Genomic DNA, 17,612 nt, shown 5'->3' with positions numbered 1-17,612 from the left:
GCTACTATGACGGCATTTCGAGCCCGATGGTGTCCTCACCGTGAACGGAATCTGGGCACCAGGACACTGCGATTCTGGGGCCAGCCCACGCGGCGCGTGGAGAGGTGACTGCGGCCAAGAAGTCGGACGAGAGGTCAGCGGCAGGAATCAGGCAAGGTAGAGGGCGCCATCCAGAGGGGAGGCACAGCACTGGACGGCGCCCCCTTCGCGGGCACTAAGCCTGGCCCTGATGGGTGTCAGGGCAAAGTCCACAGCGTCAAGCTATCCGCGTCCTTGACGAAGATTCGATTCCCCGCCACCACGGGGCAGGCATAGGTCGCAGTATCAGCCACCTTGACGTGCCCCAACTCGGAGTACTGAGTATTGTCGGGCTTGAGGATGACCAGCTCACCGGAACTGGGCAGCGCCAGGATTGCGGAACCCAGATTCACCATCGCCCCGAAGCCGCCGCGGTCGCGCGAGGTAGCATCGCTCCAGGCCGTCTTGCCGGTCTGCGCATCGACGCAGAACAGGTTCCCGGACCGGGAGAGGCCATAGAGCATGCCGCCCTGGAGCACCGGCGTGCAGAACTGGCAGCCGATCTCCGGGTTGGTCCATACCTCGCTCGTGGCGAAGCCGTCTCCCTTCTTCTCGATCTTCACCGCATGGGTGCCGCGCCCCGATCCCGTGTAGATCACAGTCTGCCCATCGACGATCGGCGTCGCGGCGTTGTACGCCATACCCGCGGGCGCGAAGGGCACTTGCCACAGCAGCTTCCCGTCTGCCGCGCCCACTCCGACGACGCCCTTCTCTGAGAGCGACACCACCTGCTTGGTTCCCTCGACGGTCAGCAGAACGGGTGAACTGTAGTCCGGGCCCTCTCCGCCCCATCGCCACTTCTCATCTCCGGTCGCGAGGTCGAAGGCCACAAGGGCTCCGTTGCCCGGACCGCCGACATACACGATGGCCATCCCATCGGTGATGAGTGGCGACGAGGCCGTGTAGAATCTTGGCGTCACGCCGGGGAAGGGATCCTTGCGCCACAGCAGCTTGCCCTCGGCAGCCTCAAGGCAGGACACGATGCCCGTGAGGCCCAGGCTCACAACCTTGCCCTCAGCCACAGCCGGCGAGCTTCTCGGTCCCGGATGCTGCCGCGCGGACGGGCCGGCTGCGGCCGGCGCGGTGTACTTGTCCTGCCAGACCTGGCTCCCGTCGCCCGCGTTCAGGCAGGAGATGACCTCCTGGTCGCCCTGGCGTGTGAAGACATAGAGGCGCTCGCCCACCAGGGCAGGGGTCCCATCACCGGCTCCCACGGAGACCTTCCACTTCTGCGTGAAGGCAGCAGGCCAAGTCGGAGGTGCGGTGAAGGCCGCAACCTTCCCATCGCGGGCAGGGCCACGCCACTGAGGCCAGTCCTGCGCGAGGGCACAACCTACGCACGTCACGAGCACACAGACCATCATCACGGCGGCCAAACGGTTTGTTGCTTTCATTATCGCTCCTCCCTTTCCTACTCAGGAGACGCCACAAAGCGCCAGAGGTTCTCCCTCGACACCCACCTTTGTTCAGATTCGCGTCCGCGACGATTACTCCTGCTGCTGGGAGGCCTGCCGGACAGTCCATCGTCCCCGTCGCGAACCGGCAGCCTCTGAGGGGCCTCCACCTCGAAGGTCGCCCCTTCACTCATGGGGAAGAGTGTCACCACTCGGCGTCCTCCCGTGGGGCCGCCCTAGACCGAGAACCGAGGTGTCGAACGTGGTCCGTAGTTTTGTGATATGCCTGTGCTGTGCCCTTATGCTGTTCGCCTTGGCTGCCACCGTCCTTGCGGCAGAGCCAGAGACACTGGTATCCGCCTCCTTCGCGAGGGATGCCTGGAGCCCGGCTGACTGGACCCTCGCGAAGGCGCCGACCGCGACGCGTCTGGGCAAGTGGGTGCAGCGCGACAACTGCCTGGAGAACGAGGTGCCTGCCGATCCGGCGCTGCTGCGCTCCTTCAACGAGACCCTCACGACGATGGTCTACAGTAAGCAGTTCGTCGGCGACCTCACTGTCTCCGGCACGCTGGAGATCGGCCCGGGTGCGGCACCGGGATTCGTCGTGGTCCAGGACTTGGCGCCCGATGCCCAGGGGCGACCGCAGTACGGCGAGTTCTACGAGCTCATCCTCTACGAGAAGGGCATCAACCTGTGGCACCACTTCCTCCGCGACGGCAAGCCCACGCATGAGCTCACCGCCTACTGCAGGTTCCCGCTCAAGGCCGATACGCCCTACAAACTGACGCTGAAGCGCAAGGCCAAGACGCTGGAGATATCGGTGGAGGGCCATCAGATAGGTGTGCTGATCCCGACTCTCACGCCGGGGTTGTACCTCGGCGTCGAAGGTTGCGAAGGCATCTGCCGCATCATTGACTTCACCATCACTCGCTGAAGGTACATAGGGAGGGACGATCCGTGAGCACACTCCAGGTAGGCCATGCACGACGCTGTGTCACGCCCCCGCTGGGCATCAAGATGTCAGGATACGGCCAGCGTACCGAGGGCGCCCAGGAGGTGCACGATGACCTCTTCGTCGACGCTGTCGCGCTTCAGGCCACGGGCACGACCTTGCTCCTGCTGGCCTATGACTTGATCTCCTTCAACAACGATCTGGCCGCGGAGATCAAGGGTGCGATCTCGGCCAAGACCGGGCTGTCGCCGGAGCAGATGCTGCTCAACACCTCCCACACTCATGCAGGCCCGCGCGTGTCGGCTTACAGGGACGAGGGGGTGGATTCGGGCTATCGCTCCCGCGTGGGCGAGGAGAGCGCGGCGGCTGCTGTAGCAGCGCTTGCCGACTTTGCACCGGCGGAGTTCTCCTGCGGTCATGCGCCGCTGGACATCGGCTGCAATCGCCGGGAGCATACGCCCGACGGCGTCATCCTGGGTCACAACCCCGATGGCCCCACCTTGAAGGAAGTCACGGTCTGGCGCTTCGCACGTCAGGACGCGCCCGATGTTGTTCTCTTCAGCCTCCCCATGCACGGCACGACTCTCGGCGGCCAGAACCTTACCCTCTCCGCCGAGTGGATGGGAGCCGCCAAAGCCCACCTTGAGGCCGACCTGCCAGACACGCGGGCGGTCTTTCTGCAGGGGTGCGGAGCCGATCAGGACCCGTACTATTCCAAGGTCAACGGCGTGAGGGGTACCTTTGAGGAGGTCGAGCAGCACGGTCGCGACGCTGCGACGAGTGTTGAGGCGGCGCTGCAGAACCTGCGTCCTCTCAACCCGCTGCCGATCCGGACTGCCCGTCGCGACGTGGTCCTTCCGGCGAAGGAAGACGCTGCCAAGACGCGGGAGCTGGCGCTCCGTGGCTGGCGACTCGGCGACGCGATCCTCTTGACCCTGGGCGCCGAGGCCTTTGTGGAGTTTGCGCTCTTCGGCCGGGCACAGTCACCTTGCGCCGAGACGCTGGTTCTTGGCTACAGCGACGGCAACATCGGCTACCTATGCACGCCCGAGGTGTACGAAGAGGGAGGCTACGAGGCGAACACCACCGGGGTCGCGCCGGAGGGCGAGAAGATCACCAAGGCAGCCATGCAGGAGATGCTGCAGGAGCTCTGGGCTTAGCCCGACCGGTGGTCCCTTCGAGGTGGACCGCGTCGGAGCGATTGCCACCCCTCCCGCTGTCAGTCGCCGAAGGTGGTGACCGCATGCTGGTCGGTGCCGTCAGCCTTCATCACGAAGACTTCCAGCGACCCGACGCGCGAGGCGCGCGCACTCAGGAAGACGATGAACTCGCCGGAGGCATCCCACGCCGGGCTCCTGTCCTGATACGAGTTGTCTGTCAGGCGGGTCTGGTCGGTGCCGTCGGCGTCCATCACGTAGATATCGGCGTTCCCGTCGCGCGTACTCACGAAGGCAAGGGACTGACCGTCCGGGCTCCAGGCCGGCGCTTCGTCCAGGCCGGGGCTGTTGGTGAGGTTCACAGGCAGGCCGCCGGTAGCCGGCACCGCAAACACCTCGACGTTGCCCTTCTCCAGGCCGACGTAGGCCAGACGTGTGCCGTCAGGCGACCACACCGGCTGGGAGTTCGCGAGGCTTCTGCCGACCAGTACCCGTCGTCCCGTCCCGTCAGATCCCATCACGCAGATCTGGGGCGCCGTCAGTTGGGCGTGTGAGTCACTGATGAAGGCGATCCTGCTTCCGTCCGGTGACCACACGGGGCTGTACTCGTGCTCAGCGCTCTGGGTCAGGTTGGTCAGCCCTGTTCCATCAGCCTTCATCGTGTAGATCTCGAACTGACCGTCGCGGTCGGTCGCGAAGGCGATCCTGGTGCCATCGGGTGACCAGGCCGGAGCGGCGTCTCGTGCTGCGTTGTTCGTGAGGTTCACCACGCCGGTGCCGGTCGCGCTCATTATGAAGATGTCCGCCTGGCCGTCGCGGAAGCTGGTAAAGACGACCTTCTGAGCGTCCGGAGACCATGCCGGCTGCAGGTCGTTGCGCGGATCGCCGGCCAGTATCTTCTGCCCCGTTGCCCCGAGGTGAGCGAGGTAGAGGTCGAGGTTGGCCACGCCGCTGGTCCTCGCGAAGAGGACTCCATCGCCCACCGGTGCGGGCACCACTCCGAGGGTGGTGTGCGGTACCTCCCCGTCGGAGTCCTTGTGTTCCGCACCGCCGCAGCCGGCGAGGCCAATCAGGCTGCACAGCACCAGTAGCACCAGGAGAGACTTGCCGGACTGCATCACGAGCCTCCCTTTCGCCCGAAGGCGTTCCTTCGAAGTCCTCAGAAGGCTTCGCCGACCGAGAAGATTAGTGAGTTGTCGCCCTCGGCGTAGGCCCAGTCGATGCTGTAGTTCAGCGGCGTCAGCGGAGTGAGCCTGTACCGCACTCCGAGCCCGAAGCTCGTCAACCTGTCGTCGATGTTGAAGTCATCGATGCCGGGAGCTACCGCACCAATCCCAGCGAAGAAGACGGTCCCGACTTTCTTGGTGAGCTGACGCCGGTACTCAGCCTGGGTCGCGATCATGTGCCGGTCCCGGTACTGGCCGCTGGTGTAGCCTCTCAGGTCATTGTGCATGCCGAAGCAGCTCATCCCCCAGAAGGGAACATCCCCGGCTGTAAAGCGCCCATAGCCTCGCACCGCCACAACTTCGTTCTTGCTCAGCGACAGGTAGCGGTTCAGCGCGACCTCGAAGGCCTGGTAGTCATAGTCGCTGCCCCAGAGGTCATCGAAGGCGTCGATACCCAGGTCGATGTAGACGCCTCTCACGGGCGCGAAGCTGTTGTCTCGGGTGTCGTACTGACAGCGCAGGCCGATGCCGACTGTCTGCGCCGTGAACCCCGGGGTCGGCATGGAGATATCATCGGGGATGTGCGTCCCGGGCAACGTCACACTGAACTCTCCCCTGATGTACTCGAGACGCACACCGGCGAAGGTGTTGGGCTTCACCCGACGGAGCGCCTGCACGAGGATCAGGTCGAGCTTCTCGGCCAGGTCGACATACAGGCCTCTCTCGCCTGCATCCTGTCCGATGCCGAAGAACTTGAAGCCGACATCCGCGTAGGCCACGAGACCGGCGAGCCTGAGCCTGTCCTCCTGGAGGTAGTACTTGCCCAGGGCGCCGACGCCCCAGCTACCGTTCTCCGTGTAGAGGCCTCCGATGCCCACGATGCTGGGTGGCGAGACCTTGTCCTTGCGATCAGGCTTGTAGATGTACCCGACTCCCAGACCAAGACCCGACTCGAAGGTGGGGTTGGAGAAGGGCACCGGCGCAATGACCAACTCGCCCGGCATGCCGCCCTTCTTCGGCACTATCTGGGCGGTCGGTATATCCAGCGGGGGCTGCGGGATACTCGAGTAGCCTGGCGGTAGAGGCGGAGGCGCCTCCTTCGGGGCTTCGGCCGGCGGAGGGACTGCGGCCGGGTCACTCCCCGTTCCAGTCTGCTCTGCGAGCACCGTCGAGGCCAACAGCAGGATCACTGCGGGCAGGAACGCCGTCTGGATAGGGCCACACCAGTTGCCCGCACTGCGCCTGTTTCTTGATGAGCCGATAGCGGTCTTCATCCTATCGCTCCCCGTGGCAGTCTTGCCGGGCGACGGCGTCGAGAACCTCAGGTCATCGGCAAGCAGACGCGGTCGAAGGCCCCGCGCTCCACCTGAACGGTACCAGTGTAGCGGCGGCTCCGAAGCGTGCCTACTGGACCTTCGTCCTAGGGAGCGGTGATAGCGACGCGGCACTCGGAGGCCTTCTCGGGGAAGGACTGCAGCAAGAGCACCAGGGGCGAGAACACGAGAATCAGCGGGAAGGTCCGGATCACGAGGCCGAGATCCAGAAAGTCACCTCGGAGGCGGCGCTTCTCCAATCGGCTCGGGTACCGACACTTGCGGAAGCCGGACACACTCCTGCGGACCGCCAGCATCTCGCCTACCGATGCGAAGGGGAAGAGAATCTCGGAGTCGCCGGTACGAGCCTTCTCGTCGCGACGCTGCCACCGGTTCAGCACCAGCGCCAGGCAGCCAAGCAGTGCACACGGGAGGAGGAGCAGTGACGTGAACCCCGTCGCGAAGGTGCTGGCGACGAAGGCCACGACGCCGCAAGCGGCCCACGCCTGTCGCCGGGTCCATTCCCGTCGACGGGTCAGCACGATCTCGCCGTCCGACTTCAGGAGGAGCAGCAGCCGCTGGAACCAGTCCCATAGCGACTTGCTGGCTATCACCTTGTGGTTGGTGAGATCATCGTAGGTGAACCAGAGCCAGAACACCACTTCCCAGACCGATCGGTCCTCCGACCCCTTGGCAGCCTTCTCGGTGGCGTCAGCGAACTCGAAGGCCAGGATCTCGTCGTTCAGGTAGCGCTCGATCACGGCGACTAGCTCGTCTCTGGCTCTGCGGTCCACCATATCCGTCACTCACCCTCCGGCAGTCTGGAGCCTACCTTCCGGCTACCGGCCGTCCCTTGTCTGAGGCTCTGTGCCGCGCCTTCACGGTCGTGCTGCCAGATAGCCCCAGACGTAGGCATTGGGGCCCATCGTGCTGTTCACCGTGAACTCGTTGATCTCCGGGTACAGGTAGAGGTCGAAGTACGCCTCGGTCGTCGGCCACTCCTCCGGCGGCGGCTGGAAGGTCGCCCGCAGGGGCTTGAGCAGGAACTGGTTCTCGGTGCCGCGGGTGTCCTTCGGGCCGAAGACCGTGATGCCCGGCGGCGATGCGGAGTGGCTGACGCGGGCATCCACCACCAGCGGGTTCTGCGGCCAGTGCAGCCCCACTCCCGTGGTCATGCACAGGTTCATCGGGTTCGCGCCTGCCGCGTACTGCGCAGCACGGACCGCCGCAGTCAGGTACTTCGGGTCGCCGGTCAGACGGTGTGCCCGCACGAGGGGCACCGCCTGCGGGAACCCGAGCAGTCCCCAACTCACCGGCTGCCACTGGTCAAGGGTCTTCGACCACCCGAAGCCGGAGGTCGCCGACACCTGGGCGGACACGTCTGCCGCACGCAGGATCGCTGCGCGACAGTTAGCCCGCACCTTCTCGTCCATCCGCTCGCGCTGCAGAGTCGCATACAGGAAGGCTGCATCGCGCTGGTCGTGCTTCTTCCAGATGCAGAGGACAGCGCTGGGGTCGGTGAAGACCGTCTGCTCCAGGAACACCGCGTGCCAGCGGCTCTCACCGGTGAGGCGGAACAGCTCCAGGGCCGCCAGGTTCCTCTCGTCGCGCACCTGGAAGGGCAGGCCTTGGCCACCGCTCGCAACCCACTGCTTCTCAGCCCACTCCATGGCTCGCAGGGCGCTGGCCCGGTAGGTCTGCGACAGATCCGGGTTCAGGCGATTCAGCACCCAGGCCGCCCTTGCCGCCACACCGGCATAGAGGTAGCTGGACCACGGATCGGGAGCGTAGGCCATCACCGTGAGGGACTCCTGCCAGCTTGCCTCGCCGAAAACCGGGTGCTCCGAGGACTCGATGCCCCCGCGGATACTGCCGTCAGCCCTCTGCATCCGGCGATAGCAGTCCAGGTTCCACAGGCTCTCGCTGACCAGGTCGGGGAGGCCGCTGCCGGACTCCGGAAGGTTGAGCCCGGCCGAGGCGGCGAACTGGGGGAACTCGTCGACCAACTCCAGCAGCAGCCGGGTCGCCTCCAAGTGCTGGATGCGCCGGTCCCAGTCACCGGCGTCGAAGTACCCGCCCCAGGCGTTGGGGACGATCTCGTCCGTCTTGCCCGCCACCAGATTCCCGAAGTTGTTCCTGTCGGTGCCCTTCGCGTTGAGGCCGTTACCGCTGTCCATGAGCGAGCACGTCGAGGCGTAGACCGTCATCCCGTCCTCTGGACGGAAGCAGCGAGGTCGACGGTAGTCGCTGTAGGGTGGCCCCAGGGCGATGCCGCTGCGCTGATGGTAGAAGCCGCGGGCAGAGACGAGGAAGGCCTTGCGCCAGACCTCGGCGCCGATCTCGAAGGGCTCAGAGCACCCGATACCTTCCAGCACCACGCGGTAGCGTCCCGCACGCGTCAACTGGGAGAAGTCCAGGACGTACACGTTCACCCCGTTGTAGTTGCGCCTGTAGACGTCCTCCGGCTCCTCCGCAGCACGAGAGAGCGCCACCTGTCCCTGAGCAACCACCGCTCCGCCGGCGTCCTCTACCACGCGGAAGGGAGTGCCGACCTGGTACTCCAGGCCTCCGGCGCCCGTCCAGCAGGAGAGGAAGGCCAACTTGACGGGGTCGTCAGGCCGGAAGCCAATCTGCGTAACGTGCAGGGCCTCGGTGGTACGCGTGGCAGGATCGTGCGTGAACTCCACTGCGGGCAGGCGGTCTCCCGCGAAGCGCAGGCTGTAGTGCTTCCCCGTCTGGAGCGGCTGCGGCAAGGTCAGGTACAGCACATGCCTCACCGGCGCCTTGAACTCCCAGCCGGCGGTGCGGGCCAGTCCGCTGGGCTTGCTCTTGCGCGTGACCTTCAGGGGCTGCACGGGCTCGCGGTAAGTGGGGTCATCAGTAGAGGACAGAGCGTAGGAGGCGCGTTGGTCGGCCCAATTCGTGTCCAGGGGCTCTCCGAGCAGGCGATCGAAGAGCTGCACCACGTCGCCCTTCGGTCCCACGAAGCCGCCGATGGTCTTGCCGCCACGCTGGAGCCAGCCACCTTTGCCGCCCTGTCCGGCCAGCTTCCGATCGCCCTGTTGCGGCACGTAGGGAACCTGGTCACCCAGTTCCACGCGCCCGGCGTCGATCGAGACGGCCACAATCGCAGGCGCCACGACACAGAGACCGGCAACGCGCGGCGGATCGTCAGCCCGCACAACGCAAGGCGCACACAAAAGGACCGCGAGGCAGAGGGTTCGCATGGCCTACCGCACCTCCCAGAGGGGTTGAGAGCCGACCGACGGTATCGCCGCCTGCAGGGCTCTGTGCTCACTGCCCCGTCTTCGGCTTCGGCCGCCAGTCGGGTACTGGTTCGGGCGTCGTCACCACCGGCCAACTGGCCCGGTAGACGTCGGGGTACAGGCCAATCTCGTCCCGCGGAATCGGCTCGAATCCAACCGTTGCGAACAGCGACGCACCAGGCTTCAGCCGATAGTCATCCTTCGCGGCATCCACGAAACCGGGGTCTTCCTCGGCAAAGACTCCGTTCTCCACGAGGTCCAGGTTGCGACGGTTGCCGGTAACCATCGCCCCGCAGCGGAAGAACACATTGCGCCACACGTGGTTGATGCCGGGGTCCTCCATCATCGTCGCGATCTGCGGATAGCGCTGCAGGTACAGGTCGCTCATGATGACGGCGGCCGGCTGCTTCTTCTCCGCAATCTGCCGCCAGACGTTGTTGCCGCCGCTCCAGCCGCCGCTGATGCCCTGCTTGCAGTCCACGAACAGGTTGTTGTCTATGACGTTGTCGCGCCCGCTGTTGATCTGCACTCCGCCGAAGTTGCCGTTGGCGCTGCGGACGAACACGTTGCCGTAGATGAGCATCCCGCTGATGGCGTCATCAAGGCGTATGGCCGCCTGACCGTGCACCGCCGCACCAACGCCGGCCTTCCCGCAGTTGGTGAAGCGGTTGTAGCGGAACACCACACCGCGATACGTCGGATTGCCGTACAACTCCATGGCGCCCTGGTCATCCGACTCGCGCACAGCGTTGTACACCTCGTTGTACTCGATGACGTGGTCGTTGCCCTCGATGCGCATGACACTGCTCGGGCCGTCGTACATGAGGTTGTGCGCTACGCGGTTGCCCACACCCTCAAGCTGGATGGCCGGGGTATAGGTGCGGTCGATGCGCCCGAAGCTGTGTATGTTGCAGTTCTCCACGAAGTGCCGACCTGGCGTAAGCGTGTTCCGGTCGCCCCCGATCACCTCGGTCGCCCGACGACCAAGGGTGTGGATGTCGCAGCCCACCAGTCCGTCGGACTCGCCGCCCCTGATCGTGATGCCGTTGCCGGCCATGCGGCTCACAGTGCAGCGGGCAACCAGGCAGCGACTGCAGTCGGTGAGCACCAGGCCATTGGAGCGCCCCAGGTCGAAGGTCAGACCCTCGAAGCGCAGGTCAGTGGCCTTGTCCGCCGTCACCATCGGCAGCGACATCATGCCGATCTCCACGGTGGCCTTGCTCAGGTCCACAGGCGGGTACAGGTACAGCACACCGGCCTTGCGGTCCAGGTACCACTCGCCCGGCTGGTCGATCTCCTCCAGAAGGTTGAAGGCGTAGTACTGGATGCCCTGGCCCGTGTCCATGCCCGGGCGCCCATACTGATACGCCTCATCACAGGTCACAGTGTGCGCCGCCGGGTCGATCTTCGAGACCTTGATGGTGGCGTCGGCCCACAGGTAGCGGAAGTAGCCGAACAGCCAGGCGTCCTCGGCCTGGGTCCAGCGAGCGTGGCGATCATCGAGGTACTCGAAGACCGATGGCTTCCTCTCCGCCCTGGATCCTGGCTCGAGGAGCTTGCCGATGCCCACGAAACCCGCATTGGGCCAGCGGGCGATGGGCATCGGCTTGCCGTCCACAAACAGCTCCAGCGTCGGCGGCGCCGGTGGCTGGCCGTACCCGCGAACCGCAAGCTGCCCGTAGTCGGTGATGCCCTGGGCGCGCAGATCACAGCGCAGCACCTTGCCCCGGGCCTCTTGCGGAAGTCGCTCCAGAGTGGCCGTGTCCGTCACCGGCTGGAAGCCGCTGATCCGCGTCCCGCCGTAGAAGACCGCCTTGCCGGGCTCGGTGGCCCGATACACGACCGGGGCATCAGGCGAACCCGAATCCTGGAGGGTGAGCTCCAGCGTCTTGCTCACGGGGTACTCGCCGGGCAGCACGTTGACGGCTATCGGCCCGTGGATGCCCTGGGCCTTGAGCTGTCGGACGAGGTCGCGGGCATGGGCGAGACTGGCCACCGGATGCGCCGCGGTGCCATCGCCGGCGTCGCTCCCCTGCGGTGAGACGAAGACCTCGGCAGCGAAGTCCGTCACGCGCGGCACAAGGGTGCGTGAGGCTGTCGGATCGCGGGCCGGAAGTCCCTGGGCGACGCGGTCAAGCTCCGCCACCCGTCGCTGAGCTTCGGCGCGATGCACCTCGGGGTAGCCCTCAGTGCCCGCTATCTTGGCGTACTCGGTTCGGGCAGGTTCCGGCTTGCCTTCCGCAAGGTAGCTCTGGGCGATTCGTAGGTGGGCATAGCTGCGCAGAGCGTCAGGGGCATCAGTCGAACCCAGGACCGGCACACAAGCGGCGCGGACGGCTGCGAAGTCACCGGCGGCCCAGGCCTCATGGGTCCTCGCGAAGGTCTCCATCAGGGCTTCCCTCTTCTCTGCGGCAATCGCTTCAGGTGATTCGATGGCCCCGAAGGTGTCCTTCAGGCGCGCGAATTCGGCCTTGATCTCCGCTCTGGGGAGCGCCCGGCGGTAGATGCGCACCTCATCCATCAGGCCCCAGTAGTTGTGCCAGCCGCTGCCGAGTGTCAGCTCACCGTTCAGGGAGAAGTCGCCCGCAAAGCCCGGCGCAAGGTCCGTCGCTCCCTGGCTGAATCCGTTGAGGTAGGGCTCCACACGCCCGTTGGTGCGATCACACACCAACGCCACGTAGGCCCATTCACCAAGCTTCAGCGACGCCCCCGCACTGCCACCGGAGGAGGCGATGGTGCCGTCCTCCCTGCGGTAGCAAAAGTAGTAGGTGAGCTGCCCGGAGCTGGTCAGGTCGATGACCAGGTTGTTGTCGGGGAAGGTGCCGAAGGAGAAGAGGCGCCGCTGGTTCTGGCGGTCTTCAATGGAGAACTGCGTGGGCTTGAGCCATGCACTGAAGGTCCATGAGTCCTTGCCGAAGCGCAAGGCAGGCGGAACCTGCACCCGCACGATGCTCTTCGACTGACCATCGAGGGACAAGGCGTTGCCCGAGGGCGAGTCGATCCAGGCAGCAGCCACGGTGCCGTCCAGTCTGTTGCCCGAGGTGTCGGTGGCTACGCCTCCGGACCCCTCATCGAGCGCGTAGTGCAGCAGCAGTCCTTCCTGAGCCCAGGCGCCGGCGCAGGTACCCAGCAGAACCGTCAACAGTGCGGCCGTGCAGACTCGCGGCATCCTTGCCTCCCGTATCGACGTCGCTTGCCTCCCTGTGCCCGGTGAAGCCCCCGGCAAGGACCTGTGGTCGCATCTTGTACTGCCCCTTCTTCTTCGAGGGCTTGCGCTTTCCTGCCCTTGCCAATCGCAGACGTGGTCCCAGTCCTCCCTTGACGCCGTGCCCCAGTCGGGCTACTCTCGCTTCGTCCGGCTCTACGAAGGCTCCGCCGGAGGTTCGCGTCCCAACTGGTCACTGCGGCGAGGCACCTGGGCCGGGCACTTCGCCTGCGAAGGTTCGCAGGATTGCCCTCCGAGCCCCTGCACACAGATAACGAACGAAGGAGCCGCGCACGATGAAAGTGCTCAACCTTGCCATCGTCGGACAGGGCCGCAGCGGCCGCGACATCCACGGTGCCTATCTTCGTACAGCCTCCGAGCATTTCAAGATCGTCGCCGTAGCAGACCTGCTGGAGGACCGCCGCAAGCGCGCCGTCGAGGAGTTCGGCTGTGAGGCGGTCGCCGACTACCACGAGCTGATGGCCCGCGACGACCTGGACCTCATCGTCAACTCGACCCCCAGTCATCTGCACGTTCCCGTTACCCGTGAGTTCCTCGACGCCGGGTTCAATGTCCTGTGTGAGAAGCCTCTGGCGCACAGGGCCGCCGAGGTCGACGACCTGGTCGCCGCCGCCGAGCGCTCCGGCAAGGTGCTGGCCATCTTCCAGCAGTCCCGCTACACCCCGATCTTCCTCAAGGTGCAGGAGATCATCGCCTCCGGAGTCCTGGGCCGCATCGTGCAGATCAACATGGCCTGGAACCACTTCGGGCGTCGCTGGGACTGGCAGACCTTGCAGAAGTTCAACGGAGGGAGCCTGCTCAACACCGGCCCGCATCCCCTCGATCAGGCGCTACAACTCTTCGGCGAAGGCATGCCCGAGGTGTGCTGCCGCATGGACCGCGCCAACACCTACGGCGACGCCGAGGACCACGTGAAGTTGATGCTCGGCGGCGAGGGGCACCCGACGATCGACCTGGAGATCTCCTCCTGCTGCCCCTATGGCCCCGGCAGCTACGCCATCTATGGAACTCAGGGCGGAATGCGCGCAGCGGGGAAGGGCCTGGAGTGGAAGTACTTCAAGCCCGAGGAGGCGCCGCAGCAGCACCTGATCGAGGTGCCGCTCTGCAAGCCGGATGGCCAGCCCGCCTACTGCGGCGAGGAACTGATCTGGTACACGGAGAGCTGGACGCCGGAGGACTCGCCGGCCGGCCTGCCGCCGACCGGGCGCCTCTATCAGATGGTCTACAACACGCTCACCACCGGGGCTCCGCTTGAGGTCACACCGGCCCAGGTGCGTCGTCAGATCGCCGTCATCGAGGAATGTCAGCGTCAGAACCCGGCGATCTACTGAGGCGAGGACAGACTCCGGGGTGTGCGCCTCCTCCAGCGCACACCCCGCACAATCGAGAGACACGGCCACACCCTCTGCTCAGGAGGTCTTGGCGCATGGAGCTTCACGGCAAGACTGCTGTCGTGGTCGCGAACCTCGTAGCATTCCCCGCTCCCGATGAGGCCGACTTCATCACTGGACAGAACTACATCATCGACGGCGGCCGCACACTTAGCATGAAGTGCTGACCCGTCACACCACAAACCTGGATGGTGCCCACCATGGAGTTTGAGAACCGAACAGCGATCATAACAGGGGCAGGCTCGGGCATGGGGAAGCTCGCCTCGGAGAAGCTGGCCGAGCAGGGCGCAAGAGTCGTAGTAGTGGACGTTAACAGGGAGGCCGCCGAGGCTGTCGTCGCAGGCATCCGCGAAGGGGGTGGCGAGGCGACGCCCGCCGTCGTCGACGTCCGCGACTACGAGCAGGTCAAAGCTGCCGTGGCGCTGGCGATCGAGACCTACGGCGGCATCGACATCCTTATCAACTTCGCGGGGGGTGCGGCTGCGCGAGTGTGGGGGCGTTCGGAGGGCTTCCCGGACCTCGACCTGGAGGTCATTGACTGGGGCATTGACGTGAACTTCCGCGGCCCGATCTACTTCGCCCGTGCCGTCCTCGGCCACATGATCGAGCGGGGCAAGGGCGTCATCATCAATCTGGGCTCCGTTGACGGCGTGACCGGCTCCTGCGCGATCGAGTACGGCGCCTCCAAAGCCGGCATGATCGGCCTCACGAAGTCGCTCGCGCTCTACGGCGCACCCCATGGCGTGCGTGCTTGCTGTGTGTCGCCCGGACCAGTACTAACGCGCGCGGCGATGGCCAACATGAAGACGCGCCTCGGCAGGGCGGCAGAGCCGATCGAGATCGTGGACCTCATCCTGTACCTGTGCTCCGACAAGGCGGCCTTCATCACCGGGCAGAACTACACGATCGACGGCGGCCGCAGCATCGGCGGCCTCTAGCCCGCCTCATGATGGACGCGGCGCCCGTCAGCAAGCCCTGGAAAAGGAAACGGCCCGGATCGATGATCCGGGCCGTTTCTTTGGTTCCTAGTTCGCGACTACAGAAGGCGAACGTTGTCCGCCCGGGGGCCCTTGGCGTCCTTGACGATCTCGAACTCCACTGCGGCACCCTCAGCCAAGGTTCGGTAGCCCTCACCGGAAATCGCCGAGAAGTGGACGAAGACGTCGTCGCCGCCGCCGTCGACCTCGATGAAACCGAAACCCTTTGTGTCGTTGAACCACTTGACTTTGCCTGTTGCCATATGTACAGCACTCTCCTCTTTCGCTGGCCGGTCCCATTCTCTGTCAGCATTACCATAAAGAGAGTGCTGCTGACTGACGATCTGAGATCTGGCGCTCAGCTCGGTACGGATTGCTCCGTATTATTGCGCATCTTAGATTACACTTTTTGCAGGCCAATCGTCAAGCCCCTTCTTCTCTTTAAGTGAGCCTCTGCCGTACAACCATTTCCGATACCCCCTGTCGTGCCGTGGCCGATTCTACCGCGGCGAGAGCTTCTCCAGAGCCTGGGCGACGGCAAGGCGGCGCTGCTGGAGGACCTGCGGGGCCTTCGTGAAATGCGTGAAGTCCCGGGAAATGTCATCACCGACCTGTAGCAACTTGTTTCCGGGGTCGCGCTCTCGCAGCAACCACAGGTACTCGTAATCCTCGATGCCGTCGCGGATGTTCTCCAGGCGCACCGAGGGCCACGGCTCCCAGTTCGGCCCCGGGTAGATCAGAAAGCCGTCTCCGTTGACCTTGAACTCCTTGTACGTGGCGACCTGCGCCTGATCCCAGGGCACCTCGGGCCAGTGAGGATCCTCGGCGGCCGCCGGCATCATCCCGTGCCAGTAGTTCGTCTCCCAGTATAGCAGGCCGGTGCACTGTTTCTGCCAAGTCTGCCAGAACAGCACGCGGTGATCCACGCCGGGCTGGTCGATGAAGAAGTTCGCGAAGGGCGGCTGGGGGCCGCAGCAGACATACAGCCAGGTCTGCTCGCCTGCCTTGCGCCGGGCGCTGAGGAAGTCGTCATCGTAGACGGAGGTGATGGCGCACCAGGTTTTGACCACGCCCACCAAATCCTGAGGGGCACGGTTCATGTAGTAGGTCTGCATCAAGGGTGCGCCGGGGAAAGCCTCCAGGGCCCGACGATAGAGCGGCAGCAGTTGCTCATACTCCGCCGGCTGAATCTCATCCTTGGCGTACACATGGCCCAGCGGGAACCAGCCCTTGTCCTGCCAGTGCTGAAGCTGGCCGCCCATCTCGGCCTTCAGGCGTGCCACCTGGGTGGCCTCCTCGAAGTCGTCCAACACGACGTCCCCGTCGCGGCACTCCGCGACCACGTCATCCAGAAGGAAAGCAACCGGCTTCTCCGCCTTGCCAATCACAAACTGGAAGTCGCCGCAGGACTTGATGTCCTCCGGGGTCATGACTGCGCCCGTGGCGTTGTTGTGGAACTGCTCCAGCGGCAGCCGCACCTCATGCCAGTCGGTGCCGCCAACCTTGAAGGAAGTGACGAAGCGCGTGGGAAAGCCGTTAGTGAAGGCGGCAAGGGTCTGGTCGGCCGAGGCGGAGTCCAGGGCGCGGATCCAGAACCGGAAGGACTTGAACCCGCGCTCAGCCACGACCTGTCCGGGCATGGGACGGCTGAGGGACTGCCAGTGGTCGGTCTTCGCCCAGCTCACGCGCCCGCAGGTCTGGCCGCTGTGAGCGCCACCTTCGGCCTTCACGGTGACACCCCAGATCGCCGACCAGCCCACGGAGCCGATCCCGGCCATTGCCACGCCGGAGAGTGGCAGGCGGTCGGCGATGTCAGCGATGCAGCGGTCGGTGATCGAGTAGTCCCAGGTCACCTGCCCGCGGTCGTCGACACCTCGCTTCACATAGGAACTGCCAACGCGCGTGGGTGTCAGGCGGTAGTCGAGGAGGAACCGGTTCCATCGCTGCCATACCTCCACGGGCATCTTGGCCTCGTAGTCGGCGCTGCCCGTGTACCACCGCGACAAGCTGGAGGGGTCGCAGCCGAAGGGCGTCGCCAGGTGCTGACGCCGGGGCAGGTCGAAGTCGAACACGTGGAGCTTGAGCCGCATCTCGCGGCGCTCCTGTCCCGAGGTGACCGTGATCACGCCCGAATAGTCACCCGCCGGCGTGCCCGTCGGAACGTACAGGCGCACCCACAGCGGCTGCACCTCGCCGGCCTTGAGGCTGAAGGGCTTGTAGGGCAGGATCGGGTCGGGCCAGTCGCCCACGTAGGCGGTCCGGTAGCCTGGCTTGCTCGTCGTGACGTATCCCACCAGGCCCAGCTTGACATTCCCGGCAGCGAGCTTCGCGCCACCCGGCCCCTGCAGCTCTCCCACCTCGGCCTGCACGTCGAGGAGACGATCTGTTAGGGACACGACAACCACCTGGGCGCCCTCGGACTCGTTGCGGGCCGCAGATAGCGACAGCTCCGGTGCCACCTCTCCGGCGAAGTCCTGACCGTCACGCCGCACCTTGACCATCGCCGGGGCGGTCGCCAGGCCGAAGCTCACACCCGGCGCGGTCTTGCCGCCCCACACCGTCCAGGCACGCAGGCGCAGGCTCGCGGCCCGCAAGGCCGTGACCTCCTCGGCCAGCTTGAGGGCGTCCGGGCGGATTCGCGCCCAGTCCTGTGCCGTCGCTGCGGTCGGGCGCGCAAGGATGTCCTCAAGCT

Annotated in this window: 13 protein-coding genes; 5 read left to right on the top strand and 8 right to left on the bottom strand. The window is 65.3% G+C overall.

Annotated elements, in window-relative coordinates:
• Window positions 1-236: 236 nt before the first annotated feature.
• Window positions 237-1,472: a PQQ-binding-like beta-propeller repeat protein gene (locus ABFE16_06270; GenBank protein MEN6344894.1), complete on the bottom strand. Its 1,236-nt coding sequence runs from the start codon at window positions 1,470-1,472 to the stop codon at window positions 237-239.
• 262 nt (window positions 1,473-1,734) lie between these two features.
• On the opposite strand from ABFE16_06270, the gene ABFE16_06265 reads away from it, so the two are divergent.
• Window positions 1,735-2,406, top strand: coding sequence for a hypothetical protein (locus ABFE16_06265; protein ID MEN6344893.1), 672 nt, complete (start codon window positions 1,735-1,737; stop codon window positions 2,404-2,406).
• 23 nt (window positions 2,407-2,429) lie between these two features.
• A complete protein-coding gene (locus ABFE16_06260; GenBank protein MEN6344892.1) occupies window positions 2,430-3,584 on the top strand; it encodes a hypothetical protein in 1,155 nt (384 codons plus the stop codon).
• A 59-nt stretch (window positions 3,585-3,643) separates the two neighbouring features.
• On the opposite strand, the gene ABFE16_06255 is transcribed toward ABFE16_06260, so the two are convergent.
• From ABFE16_06255 to ABFE16_06235, 5 genes are all read right to left on the bottom strand, one after another.
• Window positions 3,644-4,699, bottom strand: a complete 1,056-nt coding sequence (locus ABFE16_06255; GenBank protein ID MEN6344891.1) for a DPP IV N-terminal domain-containing protein — start codon at window positions 4,697-4,699, stop codon at window positions 3,644-3,646.
• 41 nt (window positions 4,700-4,740) lie between these two features.
• Entirely contained in the window at window positions 4,741-6,021 is a 1,281-nt protein-coding gene (locus tag ABFE16_06250; protein MEN6344890.1) for a BamA/TamA family outer membrane protein, read from the bottom strand.
• 146 nt (window positions 6,022-6,167) lie between these two features.
• Window positions 6,168-6,857, bottom strand: coding sequence for a hypothetical protein (locus ABFE16_06245; protein ID MEN6344889.1), 690 nt, complete (start codon window positions 6,855-6,857; stop codon window positions 6,168-6,170).
• Window positions 6,858-6,938: 81 nt separating this feature from the next.
• Window positions 6,939-9,287 carry a glycoside hydrolase family 9 protein gene (locus ABFE16_06240; GenBank protein MEN6344888.1) on the bottom strand — a complete coding sequence of 783 codons (2,349 nt, stop codon included), beginning with the start codon at window positions 9,285-9,287 and terminating at the stop codon, window positions 6,939-6,941.
• Between the two features lie 67 nt (window positions 9,288-9,354).
• Window positions 9,355-12,495, bottom strand: a complete 3,141-nt coding sequence (locus ABFE16_06235) for a LamG-like jellyroll fold domain-containing protein (protein ID MEN6344887.1) — start codon at window positions 12,493-12,495, stop codon at window positions 9,355-9,357.
• Window positions 12,496-12,827: 332 nt separating this feature from the next.
• On the opposite strand from ABFE16_06235, the gene ABFE16_06230 reads away from it, so the two are divergent.
• From ABFE16_06230 to ABFE16_06220, 3 genes are all read left to right on the top strand, one after another.
• Entirely contained in the window at window positions 12,828-13,883 is a 1,056-nt protein-coding gene (locus tag ABFE16_06230) for a Gfo/Idh/MocA family oxidoreductase (protein ID MEN6344886.1), read from the top strand.
• Window positions 13,884-13,978: 95 nt separating this feature from the next.
• Entirely contained in the window at window positions 13,979-14,110 is a 132-nt protein-coding gene (locus ABFE16_06225) for a hypothetical protein (protein ID MEN6344885.1), read from the top strand.
• Window positions 14,111-14,143: 33 nt separating this feature from the next.
• A complete protein-coding gene (locus tag ABFE16_06220; protein MEN6344884.1) occupies window positions 14,144-14,881 on the top strand; it encodes an SDR family NAD(P)-dependent oxidoreductase in 738 nt (245 codons plus the stop codon).
• Window positions 14,882-14,979: 98 nt separating this feature from the next.
• Here the strand turns inward: ABFE16_06220 and ABFE16_06215 are convergent, their stop codons facing one another.
• Both ABFE16_06215 and ABFE16_06210 read right to left on the bottom strand, forming a co-directional pair.
• A complete protein-coding gene (locus tag ABFE16_06215; GenBank protein MEN6344883.1) occupies window positions 14,980-15,183 on the bottom strand; it encodes a cold-shock protein in 204 nt (67 codons plus the stop codon).
• Between the two features lie 237 nt (window positions 15,184-15,420).
• On the bottom strand, window positions 15,421-17,612 hold a 2,192-nt coding region (locus tag ABFE16_06210; GenBank protein MEN6344882.1), incomplete at its 5' end, for a glycoside hydrolase domain-containing protein.

It is taken from the genome of Armatimonadia bacterium, assembly GCA_039679385.1.
Classification (GTDB): domain Bacteria; phylum Armatimonadota; class Zipacnadia; order Zipacnadales; family JABUFB01; genus JAJFTQ01.
The sequence above is the reverse complement of the archived record's forward strand: the minus strand, read 5'-3'. Positions and strand labels throughout refer to the sequence as shown.